Origin of the sequence: Pseudomonas sp. GCEP-101 (genome assembly GCF_025133575.1) — a bacterium.
Classification (GTDB): Bacteria; Pseudomonadota; Gammaproteobacteria; order Pseudomonadales; family Pseudomonadaceae; genus Pseudomonas; species Pseudomonas nitroreducens_B.
This window is the reverse complement of sequence record NZ_CP104011.1, coordinates 5,134,808-5,148,780: the sequence shown is the minus strand read 5'-3', so window position 1 is coordinate 5,148,780 and position 13,973 is coordinate 5,134,808. Positions and strand designations below refer to the sequence as shown.

At 67.9% G+C, this 13,973-nt stretch carries 15 protein-coding genes; 11 read left to right on the top strand and 4 right to left on the bottom strand.

All coding sequences use genetic code 11. The features are described 5' to 3' along the window. The first annotated feature begins 391 nt into the window (after positions 1-391). The 3 genes from N0B71_RS23370 to ligD all read left to right on the top strand — a co-directional run bounded on the left by N0B71_RS23370 (position 392) and on the right by ligD (position 3,737). Positions 392-622 (top strand): hypothetical protein, encoded by a 231-nt coding sequence (locus tag N0B71_RS23370; protein ID WP_259755199.1) that lies wholly within the window; start codon positions 392-394, stop codon positions 620-622. A 103-nt stretch (positions 623-725) separates the two neighbouring features. Next, entirely contained in the window at positions 726-1,172 is a 447-nt protein-coding gene (locus tag N0B71_RS23365) for a phosphotransferase system, HPr-related protein (RefSeq protein WP_259755197.1), read from the top strand. 3 nt (positions 1,173-1,175) lie between these two features. After that, positions 1,176-3,737 carry a DNA ligase D gene (ligD, locus tag N0B71_RS23360; protein WP_259755195.1) on the top strand — a complete coding sequence of 854 codons (2,562 nt, stop codon included), beginning with the start codon at positions 1,176-1,178 and terminating at the stop codon, positions 3,735-3,737. Here the strand turns inward: ligD and N0B71_RS23355 are convergent. Further along, positions 3,734-4,261 (bottom strand): DUF4142 domain-containing protein, encoded by a 528-nt coding sequence (locus tag N0B71_RS23355; RefSeq protein ID WP_259755193.1) that lies wholly within the window; start codon positions 4,259-4,261, stop codon positions 3,734-3,736. The two genes, ligD and N0B71_RS23355, sit on opposite strands and share 4 nt — an antisense overlap. Before the next feature lie 164 nt (positions 4,262-4,425). Here N0B71_RS23355 and N0B71_RS23350 point away from each other — a divergent pair, with 164 nt between their 5' ends. Next, a complete protein-coding gene (locus tag N0B71_RS23350) occupies positions 4,426-4,602 on the top strand; it encodes a metallothionein (RefSeq protein WP_259755191.1) in 177 nt (58 codons plus the stop codon). 64 nt (positions 4,603-4,666) lie between these two features. Then, complete coding sequence (locus N0B71_RS23345) at positions 4,667-5,524, top strand: SDR family oxidoreductase (protein ID WP_259755189.1); 858 nt, start codon at positions 4,667-4,669, stop codon at positions 5,522-5,524. Positions 5,525-5,546: 22 nt separating this feature from the next. Here N0B71_RS23345 and N0B71_RS23340 read toward each other — a convergent pair whose 3' ends face one another. Both N0B71_RS23340 and N0B71_RS23335 read right to left on the bottom strand, forming a co-directional pair. Further along, positions 5,547-5,861 (bottom strand): DUF883 family protein, encoded by a 315-nt coding sequence (locus N0B71_RS23340; protein ID WP_259755188.1) that lies wholly within the window; start codon positions 5,859-5,861, stop codon positions 5,547-5,549. Between the two features lie 46 nt (positions 5,862-5,907). Continuing rightward, positions 5,908-6,285: a Rho termination factor N-terminal domain-containing protein gene (locus tag N0B71_RS23335; protein ID WP_259755187.1), complete on the bottom strand. Its 378-nt coding sequence runs from the start codon at positions 6,283-6,285 to the stop codon at positions 5,908-5,910. 237 nt (positions 6,286-6,522) lie between these two features. On the opposite strand from N0B71_RS23335, the gene N0B71_RS23330 reads away from it, so the two are divergent. Both N0B71_RS23330 and N0B71_RS23325 read left to right on the top strand, forming a co-directional pair. Next, positions 6,523-8,982, top strand: coding sequence for a glycogen/starch/alpha-glucan phosphorylase (locus N0B71_RS23330; RefSeq protein WP_259755186.1), 2,460 nt, complete (start codon positions 6,523-6,525; stop codon positions 8,980-8,982). A gap of 110 nt (positions 8,983-9,092) precedes the next feature. After that, on the top strand, positions 9,093-9,539 hold the full coding sequence (locus N0B71_RS23325) for a GNAT family N-acetyltransferase (RefSeq protein WP_259759664.1): 447 nt from the start codon (positions 9,093-9,095) through the stop codon (positions 9,537-9,539). A 73-nt stretch (positions 9,540-9,612) separates the two neighbouring features. On the opposite strand, the gene N0B71_RS23320 is transcribed toward N0B71_RS23325, so the two are convergent. Then, on the bottom strand, positions 9,613-10,017 hold the full coding sequence (locus N0B71_RS23320; RefSeq protein ID WP_259755185.1) for a hypothetical protein: 405 nt from the start codon (positions 10,015-10,017) through the stop codon (positions 9,613-9,615). A gap of 199 nt (positions 10,018-10,216) precedes the next feature. On the opposite strand from N0B71_RS23320, the gene N0B71_RS23315 reads away from it, so the two are divergent. The 4 genes from N0B71_RS23315 (at position 10,217) to N0B71_RS23300 (ending at position 13,961) form a co-directional block, all read left to right on the top strand. Continuing rightward, positions 10,217-10,741 (top strand): MgtC/SapB family protein, encoded by a 525-nt coding sequence (locus tag N0B71_RS23315; protein WP_259755183.1) that lies wholly within the window; start codon positions 10,217-10,219, stop codon positions 10,739-10,741. Further along, positions 10,731-10,997 (top strand): hypothetical protein, encoded by a 267-nt coding sequence (locus N0B71_RS23310; RefSeq protein WP_259755181.1) that lies wholly within the window; start codon positions 10,731-10,733, stop codon positions 10,995-10,997. Before N0B71_RS23315 ends, N0B71_RS23310 begins: the two co-directional genes overlap by 11 nt. Beyond that, a complete protein-coding gene (ku, locus tag N0B71_RS23305; protein ID WP_259755179.1) occupies positions 10,985-11,857 on the top strand; it encodes a non-homologous end joining protein Ku in 873 nt (290 codons plus the stop codon). Before N0B71_RS23310 ends, ku begins: the two co-directional genes overlap by 13 nt. A gap of 121 nt (positions 11,858-11,978) precedes the next feature. After that, positions 11,979-13,961, top strand: a complete 1,983-nt coding sequence (locus tag N0B71_RS23300) for an alpha-1,4-glucan--maltose-1-phosphate maltosyltransferase (protein ID WP_259755177.1) — start codon at positions 11,979-11,981, stop codon at positions 13,959-13,961. Positions 13,962-13,973: the final 12 nt, after the last annotated feature.

Here is a 13,973-nt window from a genome sequence, read left to right as displayed (position 1 = left end):
ATCTCCCGGATGCGTGGCAGAAGCCAGCCTGGAGCGCTGGCTTGAGCGGGAACCGTTGCATCGGCCGTTCCACCCCGCTCGGGGCTGTCTCAGCGGCTTAACAGGTTGTTATTGTTGGGAAACCCTTTGGCGTACTGGCCCCTGGGCATCAGCAAAGTGCAAGGTCGCCCTGGCCAGGGGCTGGAAAATGCACGGCGAGACGGCTGCGTCGGCGGCGCAACCTTCCGTCTGAAACCGCCAGCGGCCAGCCGCGAGGCCTTACCGGCGGGGTCCCGTCCAGCCCGGGCCATCCATGGGATGCCGCGGGTTGCCGCCGGCGCCAGGGCCAATCGCCAGTATTCCCCCCGCCGTCGCGAGCGGGCAGGGTGGGAACTGGGGACGGGAGGTGGCCATGACGCAGTTACGACGCCTGGACGTGGAGGCGGTGCTCCACGAGGCCTATCCGCTATTCAGCTTCTCCTGCTTCCGCGAGGCTGGCGGGAGCTATTCCATCAGCCTGGGCAGCCAGCTGGCGGACATGCCGCGCATCACCGTCGTGGGTATCCACGGCCATGAGCTGAGCACCGCCGTGCGCGTGCGCAACCTGGGGCTGGAACTGATCAACAGCTTCATCGACGAATGACCCGCGCCGGCCTGCACGCCGGCAGAAAAGCTGAACTCCGCCGCCTGGCCCGGGCTCAACCGGCCTGAACGCACACAGGTCACACCAGCCCGGAGGCATTGCCATGAGCCATCCCGACAAGCCGCACGCGAACCCGCAGCACATCGAGATCGACGACACCGAAGACCGCATGGGCAGCGTGCGCGAACTGGATTTCGAGAAAGGCCCCGAAGGCCGCATCGGCGACGAGCGCTCGCCCGAGGACGTGGAGCGGGAATTCCCCGCCCAGCGCCGTCGCGAAATGGGCCTGAGCGGCGGCGAAACCCTCGGCGACAGCGCCGTGGAAGACGGCGTGAGCATGGACGACCTGGCGCCGGAAACGCTGATCGACGAAGAGGGCACCGAATCGCCGCTGGACCCGGCCGACAGCACGCCGGTGGACCAGGAATTGCACATCCGCCGCGAGAGCGAGATCGGCGGCGGCATCGGCCTGGACGAAGCCGAGGAGGGCCGGGTGCACCCGCTCGACGGCAAGCCCTGGGACGCCACCGACCCGGACGAGGAGCAGTGAGCCATGCCCCGCGCCGCCGCCATCCAGAACCCCACCCTCAAGGAATACGCCCGCAAGCGTGACTTCAGCGGCACCCCCGAACCCAGCGGCGAAGCCCCGGCCAGCCACGCCGGGGAGTACGTCTTCGTGGTGCAGAAGCACGACGCCAGCCACCTGCACTACGACTTCCGCCTGGAGCTGGACGGTGTGCTGAAAAGCTGGGCAGTGCCCAAGGGGCCGTGCCTGGACCCGAGCGTCAAGCGCCTGGCCATCGAGGTGGAAGACCACCCGCTGGACTACGCGCGCTTCGAGGGCCACATCCCCGAAGGGCACTACGGCGCCGGCGATGTGATCGTCTGGGACGAAGGCCGCTGGACGCCCATCGGCGATCCGCACGAAGGCATGAAGAGCGGCCACCTGAAATTCCGCCTGGCCGGCAGCAAGCTCGCCGGCAGCTGGAACCTGGTGCGCACGCGCATGGCGGGGCGCAAGCCGCAGTGGTTCCTGATCAAGGGGCGCGACGACCAGGCGCGGGATTTCCCGCGCTTCGACATCCTCGCCGAAGCGCCGCTGAGCGTGGTCTCCGGGCAGTCGCTGCCCAGCGAGGCGGCGGCGCTGAAGCAGAAGGCGGCGCCCAAGCGGGCGCAGGCCAAGCCGGCGCGGGACACCTCGCGCTCCAAGGCAGCGCCGAAAAAGACGGCCAGGACGGGCAAGGGCAAGCTGCCGGACGCCATCTCGCCCGAGCTGGCCACCCTGGTGGACGCGCCGCCCGCCGGCGACTGGCGCTACGAGATCAAGATCGACGGCTACCGCATCCTCGCCCGGCTCGATGGCGGCGAGGTCAGACTGATGACCCGCAACGGCCACGACTGGTCGGCGAAGCTGCCGGAGCTGTGCCAGGCGCTCGCGGCGCTGCCGGTGCAATCGGCCTGGCTGGACGGCGAGATCCTGGTGATGGACGAGGAGGGCCGCCCGGATTTCCAGCGCCTGCAGAACGCCTTCGACGCCAATCTTTCCGCGCCCATCCACTACACGCTGTTCGACCTGCTCTGGCTGGACGGCGTGGACTATCGCGACCAGCCGCTGGAAGCGCGCCGCCAGGCCCTGCAGCAGGTGCTGCGGGGCAATCAGCAGGCGTCGCTGCGCTACTCCGAAGACTTCACCGACGACCCCCGCAGCGTGCTCGCCAGCGCCTGCCGCCTGGGCCTGGAAGGGCTGATCGGCAAGCGCGCCGGCAGCCCCTATACGCAGAAGCGCTCGCGCGACTGGATCAAGCTCAAGTGCAAGCGCCGCCAGGAGTTCGTCATCGTCGGCTTCAGCGAACCCAAGGGCTCGCGCGCGCACTTCGGCGCCCTGTTGCTCGGCCTGCATGACGCCGATGGCGCGTTGCGCTACGCCGGCAAGGTCGGCACCGGTTTCAGCAGCGCCACGCTGAAAACCCTCTACCAGCAGCTCAAGCCGCTGCAGCGCAAGACCTGCCCCTTGCAGCAGGCGCCCAAGGGCGCCGACGCCCGGGGCGTGACCTGGCTGCGCCCGGAGCTGCTCTGCGAAGTCGCCTTCGCCGAGATGACCCGCGAAGGCCTCGTGCGCCAGGCGGTCTTCCATGGCCTGCGCAGCGACAAGCCGGCCAAGGCCATCGTCGAGGAAAAACCGCAGAAGGCGCCGCGCGCGACCGGCGCAAAAGCGGCAAAAGACAGCACCGGCAACACCCTCGAAGGCGTCACCGTCACCCACCCCGAGCGGGTGATCGACGCCACCAGCCAACTGCGCAAGATCGACGTCGCGCGCTATTACGAAAAGGCCGCCGAGCGCCTGCTGCCGTGGCTGGCCGACCGCCCGGTGTCGCTGGTGCGCGTGCCGGACGGTGTCGGCGGCGAGCAGTTCTTCCAGCGCCATGCCTCGCGCACGGGTATCCCCGGCGCCGAGCAACTGGACCCGAAGCTCGACCCCGGCCACGCGCCGCTGCTGCGCATCGCCACCGCCAAGGGGCTGATCGGCGCCGCGCAGATGAGCGCGCTGGAACTGCACACCTGGAACGCCGCCCTCGATGACCTGGAAAAGCCCGACCGCTTCGTCCTCGACCTCGACCCCGACCCGGCGCTGCCCTGGCAACGCATGGTCGAGGCGACCCAACTGACCCTGACGCTGCTCGACGAGCTGGGGCTCACCGCCTTCCTCAAGACCAGCGGCGGCAAGGGCATGCACATCCTCGTGCCGTTGCAGCGGCGCCACGGCTGGGACGAGGTCAAGGACTTCGCCCACGGCATCAGCCGGCACATGGCGCAGCTGATGCCCGATCGCTTCAGCGCCGTGTCCGGGCCGAAGAATCGCGTCGGCAAGATCTTCATCGACTACCTGCGCAATACCCGTGGCGCCAGCACCGTGTGCGTATGGTCGGTGCGGGCGCGGGAGGGCTTGCCGGTGTCGGTGCCGATCGGTCGGGAAGAATTGCCCACGCTCACCGGCGCCAACCAGTGGACGATTGCCACGGTCGACGAACGCCTGAAGGCGGCCGACCCCTGGGCCGACTGGGCCAGGACGCGGCAGCGCCTGACCCGCGCCATGTTCGACCAGCTCGAAGGCTAGGGCGCCTGCGACGCCACCAGCTGATCGGCCAGCTCGCGCTGGTGGTAGAGCATCGGCAGCCAGAGGCGGGCGAAGCCTTGCAGGTCGGTGTCCGCGTCGTCCTTGGTCATGCGCTCGAAGGCCGTCACCGCCTGCTTGCTCGCTTGCAGCTGGGCCACTGCGTAGTCATGGTCGAAGCGCTCGCTGGCGCCGAGCGGTGCCTGGGAGTTTTCCGGCTTCAACGGGGCGTCACTCTGGGCGGGGGCGCCCTTTTTCTGCGCCAGGGTCTGCAGGTCCCGTAGCAGCGCACCGTGCTGATCCAGCACGCCCTGGGCCTGGTCGCGCACGGCCAGGGTCTTGCCATAGCGGATCGCCTGCTGCGCGCGGGCGAGTTGCTGCTGGCTGTTGCTCAGGGCGGCGGAGATGAACGCCGAGGCCTTGTCCGACTCCTCGGCGGACGCCGTGGCGGCAACGCCGTTGCCCAGGAGTACGAGCAGGCCCAGCAGCAGGCTGCGGCAATACGCGGAGGCAGGTGAGGTGATCATGGGACTTCTTCCTTTTGGGTCGTGGCATTACCGCGGTGGACGGCTGTCTGCGCGCGCGGTTCAGAAAAGCCGGTCGGCGGCGCGCGCCGCTGGCGAAAAAGCCTGAACCATGGCCGCTGCCGCCGGCCTACCCAGTGAGTCCGCGTCAATGGGAGGAAGCATCCATGAACGAACAACGCTGCGCCTGCGCCGGCTGCTCCTGCAGCCTGGGCGCCAACGCCGTCTACCGCGAGGGCCGGGCGTTCTGCTGCCAGGCCTGCGCCGACGGCCACCCGGACGGCGAAAAACACTGCCAGGACCCGCACTGCCACTGCGGTGAGCAGAAGCCGCCGCGCGCCTGACGCGCCGCGCGATGCCGCTGCGCATCGCGCTTATCCATCCGTTTGTCTATCCGAGGAGAACGCCATGAGCGAGACCCAGACCCTGCCGCCCCAGCACCAGGACCAGCAGCCCGGCTCCGAGCAGCAGATGCAGCCGCAGCCTGAATTCGTCTCCGGCCAATACCGCGCCGCCGCCAAGCTGGCCGGCAAGGTGGCTATCGTCACCGGCGGCGACAGCGGCATCGGCCGCGCGGTGGCGGTGACCTTCGCCCGCGAGCGCGCCGACGTGGTGCTGCTGTACCTCAACGAATCCGAGGATGCGCTCAAGACCTGCCAGATCATCGAATCCCTTGGCCAGCAATGCCTGGAGATGGCCGGCGATGTCGCCGATGCCGGCTTCTGTGCGGAAGTGGCGCGGCGCGTCCAGGAGCGCTGGGGCCGGGTGGACGTGCTGGTGAACAATGCCGGCGAACAGCATCCCCAGGAGCGCCTGGAGGACATCAGCGAGGAGCAGTGGGAGCGCACCTTCCGCACCAACATCTTCGGCATGTTCCAGCTCACCAAGGCCGTGCTGCCGTTGATGCGCGAGGGCGGGACGATCGTCAACACCACCTCGATCACCGCCTACAAGGGCAACCCGACGCTCATCGACTACTCGTCCACCAAGGGCGCGATCACCTCGTTCACCCGTTCCCTGGCGATGAACCTGGTCAAGCGCGGCATCCGCGTCAACGCGGTGGCGCCGGGGCCGATCTGGACGCCACTGATTCCCTCGACCTTCGACGCCGAGCAAGTGGCCACCTTCGGCAGCAACACGCCGATGGGGCGGCCGGGGCAGCCCGAAGAACTGGCCCCGGCCTATGTCTACCTCGCCAGCACGGACTCGTCCTATGTCAGCGGGCAGGTGCTGCACGTGAACGGCGGGACGGTGGTCAACGGCTGAGCCGCCGACCACCGCGCCACCCTCAGCGCTGGCGGCTCAAGGCGCAGGCCGCGGCAAGGATGCCGGCGGCCGCCGCGAGTATCGCGGCGGTCTGCCAGGGATGCTCGCCGACGTATTCGCCGCTGGCCTGGATCGCCCGGCGGCTGCGCTCCACCAGGTGCTCGCTGGTTTCGCGGCTCTCGTCCACCAGGTGGCGCAGCTTGGCCTTGAACGCCGGCAGTTGGTCGGCGGTGAGGTCGCGGCCGCTTTCCAGCAGGCTTTCCAGGTCGCTCACCAGTGATTGCAGCTCCTGTACGCCGCTATTGCGGGATGAAGGGAACCATCGATAGCTGCCCATGGCATGTCTCCTTTGTTGCGTGGGGGATAGGTGGCTGGTGCGTGGCTCAGGCGGCCTTGCGCAGGGCGTCGATCAGCTGCTGCTTGCGCATGCTCGAACGGCCGGCGATGTGCCGGGTGCGGGCGCGGTTGAGCAGCTCGGCCTTGGTCATCGATTCCAGCGACTGGTCCGGCCGGGGCACGCCGTGCTTGGTGGCCACGGCGCGCTTGGCCGAACTGCGGCGCGAGGCGGCCTTGGCCGGCGCGCTCTTCTTCTGCCCCGAGCCGCCGCTGCGCTCGCCGCCGCCGGACTGCTTGTTGACCGTGGCCCAGGCGCGGGCTTCGGCTTCGTCCTTGGAGACGCCGCGGTTCTCGTAGCTTTCCTCGATGTGCTCGGCCTTGCGCTTCTGCTTGTCGGTGTACTTGTCTTTGCTGCCCCTTGGCATGGCGGTTCTCCTGTCTGTGCATGGTGGTGTCTGCGGCGCTCTGGCGCGCCCGGCCTGGAAAAGGCCCACATGGGGGAGAAACCACTCGTCGCCAATCGTTCGGCGTTTCTGATGAGCGGGCCGCGCCAATGGGAGAAAAGGTCTGAACTACCTGTTTTCTGCGCGGACAGATGCACTGGGGCGTTTCGCGCTCCGTGCCTCATTGGCGACCAGTCACCGACACATAAGGAGGCGGCAATGGCCCTGGACAGCATGCCCGATCAGTCGGCAGTCGAAACCTTCAAGCACGCCGTGCTCACCCGTTTGCGCTACGCGGTGGGCAAGGACCCCTCCGACGCCTTCGACCATGACTGGTTCGAGGCCGTGGCCCTGGCCACCAGCAAGTACCAGGTGGACAACTGGGAAGAGACCACCCGCGCCATCGATCGCAGCGCGCGCAAGCACGTCTACTACCTGTCCCTGGAATTCCTCATTGGCCGCCTGCTGATCGACAACCTGAGCAACCTCGGCCTGCTCGACGTGGCGCGCCAGGCGCTCTCGGAACTGGGCGTGGACCTGGAGCGCATCCGCCTGCTGGAGCCTGACGCGGCACTGGGCAACGGCGGCCTCGGGCGCCTCGCGGCGTGCTTCATGGAGAGCATGGCGACGCTGGACATCCCCGCCCACGGCTACGGCATCCGCTACGAGCACGGGCTGTTCAAGCAGGTGATCGGCGACGGCTGGCAACTGGAACACACCGAAACCTGGCTGGACTTCGGCAACCCCTGGGAATTCGAACGGCCCGAATCGACCTACAGCGTCGGTTTCGGCGGCATCGTCCACAGCGAGCCGGACGCCAATGGCGTCGAGCGCCAGCGCTGGGAGCCCCTGGAGCGCGTGCGTGCGGTGGCCTACGACATGCCGGTGGTCGGCTGGCGCACCGCCAGCGTCAACACCCTGCGGCTATGGCGCGCCCGCGCCGAGGACACCCTCAAGCTCGACCGATTCAACGCCGGCGACCACCTGGGCGCGGTGGCCGACACCGTGCGCGCGGAGAGCATCTCCCGCGTGCTCTACCCGGCGGACAGCACTGAAGCCGGGCAGGAACTGCGCCTGCGCCAGGAGTACTTCTTCGTCGCCGCCTCGCTGCAGGACCTGATGCAGCGTCACCTGGGCAAGGGCGAGGATGTCTACAGCCTGCCCGAGCGCGTGGCCATCCAGCTCAACGACACCCACCCGGCGATTGCCGTGGCCGAGCTGATGCGCCTGCTGCTGGACGAACGCGGGCTGGACTGGTACGACGCCTGGGAACTGACCGTGGCGACCCTGTCGTACACCAACCACACCCTGCTGCCGGAGGCGCTGGAATCCTGGCCGGTGGGGCTGATGGAACGCCTGCTGCCGCGCCACATGCAGATCATCTACCTGATCAACGCCTTCCACATCGACGCCCTGCGCGCCAAGGACATCCACGACTTCAGCCTGTTGCGCTCGGTGTCGCTGATCGAGGAGGACCACGGCCGCCGCGTGCGCATGGGCAACCTGGCGTTCCTCGGCTCGCACTGCGTCAACGGCGTCTCCGCGCTGCACACCGAGCTGATGCGCGAAACGGTGTTCCGCGACCTGCACCGGCTCTACCCCAACCGCATCAGCAACAAGACCAACGGCGTGACCTTCCGCCGCTGGTTGTTCCAGACCAACCCCGAGCTGACCGAACTGCTGGTGGAAACCCTGGGCGAGGACGTGCTGGACGACCCCGAGAACCGCCTGCGCGACCTCGCCGCCCATGCCGAGAAGTCCGCCGTGCGCCAGCGCTTCGCCCAGCAGCGGCGCAACGCCAAGCAGCGCCTGGCGGCCCTGATCGAGGAGCGCATGGGCCTGCGCGTCGACCCGGACGCCCTGTTCGACGTGCACGTCAAGCGCATCCACGAATACAAGCGGCAACTGCTCAACCTGCTGCACACCGTGGCGCTGTACCAGGACATCCGCAGCGACCCCACCACCGAACGCGTGCCGCGGGTGAAGATCTTCGCCGGCAAGGCCGCGCCCAGCTACGTGCTGGCCAAGCTGATCATCAAGCTGGCCAACGACATCAGCCGCACGGTCAACGCCGACCCCACCGTGCGCGGGCTGCTCAAGGTGGTGTTCATCCCCAACTACAACGTCAGCCTGGCCGAGTCGATCATCCCCGCGGCGGACCTTTCCGAGCAGATCTCCACGGCGGGCCTGGAGGCTTCCGGCACCAGCAACATGAAGTTCGCGCTCAACGGCGCGCTGACCATCGGCACCCTCGACGGCGCCAACGTCGAGATGTGCGAGCGCATCGGCCCGGAGAACATGTTCATCTTCGGCCTCAAGGCGCAGCAGGTGGAAGCGCGCAAGCGGGCGGGGGAGCTGGCGATGCACAACGAGATCGCCAGTTCGCCGCGCCTGCAGGAAGCGCTGATGGCGGTGAGCAGCGGGGTATTCTCGCCGGACGACCCGCAGCGCTACACCGCGCTGGTGGACAGCCTGCGCTTCGACGACCGCTTCATGGTCTGCCCGGACTTCGACGCCTACTGGGACGCCCAGGAGCGCGTCGAACAGCTGTGGAGAAAACCCTCGCGCTGGTGGAAAGCTTCTATGCTCAACACCGCGCGGGTCGGCTGGTTCTCGTCTGACCGCACCATCCGCGAATACGCCCAGGACATCTGGAAGGTGCCCACGGGACCACAATAAGAAGGTGCGACGATTGGTGGCAGTTCGCGGGGCAGCGCAGCGGTGATCGCTTTGTGTAGGATGCCGCCCGCCACGCCATGAGCACTTCAAAGACCGGGAGACTGCCGATGCTGATCCGTGACTTTCGCGACGACGACATGGACTGCGTGCTGGATATCTGGCTGCGCGCCTCGCAACAGGCCCACGGCTTCATCGAGAGCGATTTCTGGCAGCAACGCCTGCAGGACATGCGCAACGTCTACCTGCCCGCCGCCGCGTCGCGCGTCCTCGAGAGCGACGGCCGGGTGAGCGGTTTCTACAGCCTGCACGACGGCGCACTGGCCGCGCTGTTCGTCGCCCCCGAATGCCAGGGCCGCGGCCTGGGCTCGCACCTGCTCAGCGACGCGAAGATCCACCTGCCCATGCTCGAGCTGGCGGTCTATTCGGCCAACGCCGGCGCCGTCGCCTTCTATCAGCGGCACGGCTTCGTGGTGCTGGAAGAACGCCAGGACGCACACACCGGGCACCCCGAAGTGCGCATGGGCTGGAGCGCGCGCCCGGCGGTTTGCGGAGGTTGAGGGGCGGGGCGCTGGCGATGGGCAACCCCGCCAGCGCCGGCGGGGCTCACGGCCTCCGCTGAAAGCCCGATGGCTACCAGAACCCTCCCGCATGCCGGCTGGACGCGTAGTCCAGGTGCAGGGCGAAGGAGCTCTGGAAGAATTCCAGCAGGCGGGTGTCGAGCACCATTTCGTTGAGCGAGGCGAGCGAGCCGATCACCTGCTGCACGTCGGCTTCGCTGTCGCCGCAACGGTTCTCGTGGCACAGGCGCTGGGTCTGCGGGTCGGCGGTGATGCGGCACACGCACTCCGGGTCATGGCAGGACCCCCGCACTTTCAGGCTCAGCTCCGGTAGGTGGCGGCGGCCTTCGAGCAGCTCCACGGTGCATTCCAGGCCGTGTTCGCGGGCGAATTCGCTGGCGCGGGCGAAGGCGGGCAGGGCCACCTCCACGAGGGCGCTTTGATAGGCATTGGCGAAACTCTCGGGGTCGTCGCTCATCCGCGGTCTCCTTTGCAGGTTGCACGATGCACGGCCGGTGGGTGGCCGGGGTTTGAGTCATGGACCACGCAACCTGCGGCTTTCACGACACATCGGCGGACTTTCCGCCGAGCGGTTGTGCGCCGTTGGGAAAATTGAGCAAACCAAATTGCCTTCGCGCCGGTCTGGACTGATATCGGGGCCGCCACACGAGCCGGACATGGACCTACTGGAGCGCATCTGGGCGACGCTGGTCGCCGAGTTCTCCGACCTCAGCGAAGTCGAGCAGATCACCCGCGCCTCGCTGCGCCTGTCGCTGGCGGTGCTGCTGGGTGGCGTGCTGGGCTATGAGCGCGAGAGCAAGGGCAAGGCCGCCGGCCTGCGCACCCACATGCTGGTGACGCTGGGCGCGGCGCTGTTCGTGATGGCGATCCGCGAAGGCAGTACGGAGGCGGACGCCGTCAGCCGCGTGATCCAGGGCATCGCCGCCGGCATCGGGTTCCTCTGCGCGGGGACGATCCTCAAGGGCAGCCGCGCCTCCGATGTAAAGGGGCTGACCACGGCGGCCGGTCTGTGGCTGAGCACCGCCATCGGCATCAGCGTTGGCCTGGGGCATTCGGCGACCGCCGTGCTCGGCACCTTGCTGGCGCTGCTGGTGCTGCATTGCCTGCCCCATGCCGGCGAGCGCCGGGCCGAGCGCCTTTCCATCAACGAACAGCAGCGGGAGGACCGCGATGTTCCGTGAATTTCCCCAGGCCTGCGCCTGGACCGATGCGATGGTCGAGCAGGGCCGCTACACCGGCCTGATCGAGTACCAGGTCAGCCGCGAAGGCGCGGCGGTGGAGGTGCTCTGGGTCTACGCGCCGGGTAGCCGCAACGGCGCCGAGGCCGAGGCGGCAGCGCAGCGCATGCTCGAACGGGTGCGCGATATCGACGGCGAAGGCCGCGTGCATTTCGACGACGGCGTGACCCTGCAGGAGGACTGCCCATGGCCCGTGTGATCTGGAAGGGCGCCATCAGCTTCGGCCTGGTGCACATCCCCGTGGCGCTCAACAGCGCCTCGCGTTCCAGCGGCACCGACTTCGACTGGCTGGACGAGCGCAGCCTGGAGCCGGTGGGATACAAGCGGGTGAACAAGATCACCGGCAAGGAGGTGCCCAAGGAGCACATCGTCAAGGGCGTGGAGCTGGAGAAGGGGCGCTATGTGGTGATCAGCGAGGAGGAAATCCGCGCCGCGCGGCCGGAGGCGACCCAGACCATCGACATCCTCAGCTTCATCGATATCGAGGAGATCCCCGTGCCGTTCTACGACTCGCCGTACTATCTGACGCCGGAGAAGCGCGGTGAGAAGGTCTACGTGCTGCTGCGCGATACCCTGAAGAAGACCGGCAAGGCCGCGGTCTGCCAGTTGGTGATGCACAGCCGCCAGCACCTGGCGATGCTGCGCGAGGAGGGCGAGGCGATCCTGCTGATGACCCTGCGCTGGCCGGCGGATGTGCGCGAGGTGGACGAACTGGGCCTGGCGCTGGACAAGGTCAAGCTGGACAAGCGCGAGGCGGAGATGGCCGAACGCCTGGTCAAGGACATGACCGGCCAGTGGCAACCGGCGGAATACGAGGACACCTTCAGCGAGGAAATCCACCGCCTGGTGGAACAGAAGGCCGCCAAGGGGCAACTGGCCCAGGTGCCGGAAGCCGAAGCCAAGGGCGGGGAAGGCGCCGACATCATCGACCTCACCGAACTGCTCAAACGCAGCCTCAAGGGCGATGGCAAGAAGCGCACGGCCGCCAGCGCGCCGGCGAAGAAGAGCCCGGCCAGCAAGCCCGCCAGCAAGGGCGCGGCCAGGCGCAAGACGTCCTGAGCGAACCGTCGGTGCAATTAGCCTGAACTTGCCGGACCTCCGCCGCTTCCAACCCCCTGTAGCTCGCCAATCCACCATGAGCGCGCCAGGGGGCGCGCACCGCCGCGAGGAGGGCGCCGCGATGGAACTGGAGAACCCCGCCAGCCGGGCTGAAGCCGCCGCCAATGAGGCGCGCATCGTCATCGAGGACGTGGAGCCGCGCCTGGAGAGCGGCCGCTTTGCCGCCAAGGCCATCAGCCACCGCGCGTCGCGCATCCACGCACGGATATTCAGCGATGGCCACGACAAGCTGGCCGCCGAGGTCGCCTGGCGTGAAGGCAAGGGGCAGCCCTGGCAGAAAACGCCTTTGCTGCCGATCGGCAACGATCACTGGGAAGCGCACATCACCCCTACCCAGGTCGGCCGCACCGAGTTCATCGTGCTGGCCTGGATCGACAGCTACGCGAGCTTTCGCTACGAGCTGGAGAAAAAGTACGCCGCCGGGCAGGTGGTGGACCTCGAGTTTCGCGAAGGCATCGAACTGTTGCACAAGGTGCTGCAGACGGCGCCGGACGACTGCGAGGCGGAGCTGGGCGAGATCGTCCGCGAGCTGCAGGACAGCCAGAGCCGCGAAGCACGCTTCGGACTCTTCATGGCGCCGCGCACCCTGGAGCTGATGCAGCGCGCCGAGCACCGGCCCTTTCTCACCCGCAGCCTGACCTTCGAGCTGGACGTGGAACGCCCCCTGGCCGAATTCGCCAGCTGGTACGAGCTGTTCCCGCGTTCGGAGAGCGCGGTGCCCGGCCAGCACGGCACCTTCGCCGATGTGCACAGGCGCCTGCCGGACATCGCCGCCATGGGCTTCGACGTGCTGTATTTCCCGCCGATCCATCCCATCGGCCGCACCCACCGCAAGGGCCGCAACAACAGCCTCCAGGCGGGCGAGGGCGACCCCGGCAGCCCCTATGCCATCGGCAGCGAGGAGGGCGGCCATGACGCGGTGCACCCGCAGTTGGGCACCCTGGCGGACTTCCGCGAACTGGTGGATGCCGCCCGCGAGCACGGCCTGGAAGTCGCCCTGGACTTCGCCATCCAGTGCTCGCCGGACCACCCCTGGCTGCGCGAGCACCCCGGCTGGTTCAGCTGGCGCGCAGACGGCAGCATCCGCCATGCGGAAAACCCGCCGAAGAAGTACGAGGACATCGTCAACGTCGATTTCTACGCGCCGGACGCGGTGCCCGACCTCTGGCTCGGCCTGCTCGACGTGGTGCTGGGCTGGGTGGAGCAGGGCGTGACCCTGTTCCGCGTGGACAACCCGCACACCAAGCCGCTGCCGTTCTGGGAATGGCTGATCGCCGAGGTGCGGCGCGAGCACCCGCAGGTGATTTTCCTCGCCGAGGCGTTCACCCGCCCGGCGATGATGGCGCGCCTGGGCAAGGTCGGATTCAGCCAGAGCTACACCTACTTCACCTGGCGCAATACCAAGCAGGAGCTGGAGGAGTATCTCGGCGAGCTGAACCAGGCGCCGCTGCGCGACTGCTACCGGCCGAACTTCTTCGTCAATACGCCGGACATCAACCCGTATTTCCTGCAGCGCTCCGAGCGCCCCGGTTTCCTCATCCGCGCGGCGCTGGCGACCATGGGGTCGGGGCTATGGGGCATGTACTCGGGCTTCGAACTGTGCGAGGCCGACCCGGTGCCGGGCAAGGAGGAGTATTTCGATTCGGAGAAGTACCAGCTGCGCCAGCGCGACTACCACGCGCCCGGCAACATCGTCGGCGAGATCACCCGGCTCAACCGCATCCGCCGCGAGAACCCGGCGCTGCACAGCCACCTGGGCTTCCAGGCCTACCGCGCGTTCAACGACAACATCCTGCTGTTCGGCAAGCGCACCGCGGACCTCTCCAACTTCATTCTGGTGGCGGTCAGCCTCGACCCGCACAACGCCCAGGAAGCCGACTTCGAACTGCCGCTGTGGGAGTTCGGCCTGCCCGATGACGCGCCCATGGGTGGCGAGGACCTGATGAACGGCCACCGCTGGACCTGGCACGGCAAGCGCCAGTGGATGCGCATCGAGCCCTGGCACCTGCCGTTCGGCATCTGGCGCCTGCACCCCGAGACCTGAACCTGAAGGATT

What these genes read in the sequence shown, in the direction of transcription:
- N0B71_RS23370 (WP_259755199.1), top strand. Translation starts at nt 392, where the DNA reads ATGACGCAGTTACGACGCCTGGACGTGGAGGCGGTGCTCCACGAGGCC.
- N0B71_RS23300 (WP_259755177.1), top strand. Translation starts at nt 11,979, where the DNA reads ATGGAACTGGAGAACCCCGCCAGCCGGGCTGAAGCCGCCGCCAATGAG.
- N0B71_RS23310 (WP_259755181.1), top strand. Translation starts at nt 10,731, where the DNA reads ATGTTCCGTGAATTTCCCCAGGCCTGCGCCTGGACCGATGCGATGGTC.
- N0B71_RS23315 (WP_259755183.1), top strand. Translation starts at nt 10,217, where the DNA reads ATGGACCTACTGGAGCGCATCTGGGCGACGCTGGTCGCCGAGTTCTCC.
- N0B71_RS23330 (WP_259755186.1), top strand. Translation starts at nt 6,523, where the DNA reads ATGGCCCTGGACAGCATGCCCGATCAGTCGGCAGTCGAAACCTTCAAG.
- ligD (WP_259755195.1), top strand. Translation starts at nt 1,176, where the DNA reads ATGCCCCGCGCCGCCGCCATCCAGAACCCCACCCTCAAGGAATACGCC.
- N0B71_RS23320 (WP_259755185.1), bottom strand. Translation starts at nt 10,017, where the DNA reads ATGAGCGACGACCCCGAGAGTTTCGCCAATGCCTATCAAAGCGCCCTC.
- N0B71_RS23350 (WP_259755191.1), top strand. Translation starts at nt 4,426, where the DNA reads ATGAACGAACAACGCTGCGCCTGCGCCGGCTGCTCCTGCAGCCTGGGC.
- N0B71_RS23365 (WP_259755197.1), top strand. Translation starts at nt 726, where the DNA reads ATGAGCCATCCCGACAAGCCGCACGCGAACCCGCAGCACATCGAGATC.
- N0B71_RS23335 (WP_259755187.1), bottom strand. Translation starts at nt 6,285, where the DNA reads ATGCCAAGGGGCAGCAAAGACAAGTACACCGACAAGCAGAAGCGCAAG.
- N0B71_RS23355 (WP_259755193.1), bottom strand. Translation starts at nt 4,261, where the DNA reads ATGATCACCTCACCTGCCTCCGCGTATTGCCGCAGCCTGCTGCTGGGC.
- N0B71_RS23340 (WP_259755188.1), bottom strand. Translation starts at nt 5,861, where the DNA reads ATGGGCAGCTATCGATGGTTCCCTTCATCCCGCAATAGCGGCGTACAG.
- ku (WP_259755179.1), top strand. Translation starts at nt 10,985, where the DNA reads ATGGCCCGTGTGATCTGGAAGGGCGCCATCAGCTTCGGCCTGGTGCAC.
- N0B71_RS23345 (WP_259755189.1), top strand. Translation starts at nt 4,667, where the DNA reads ATGAGCGAGACCCAGACCCTGCCGCCCCAGCACCAGGACCAGCAGCCC.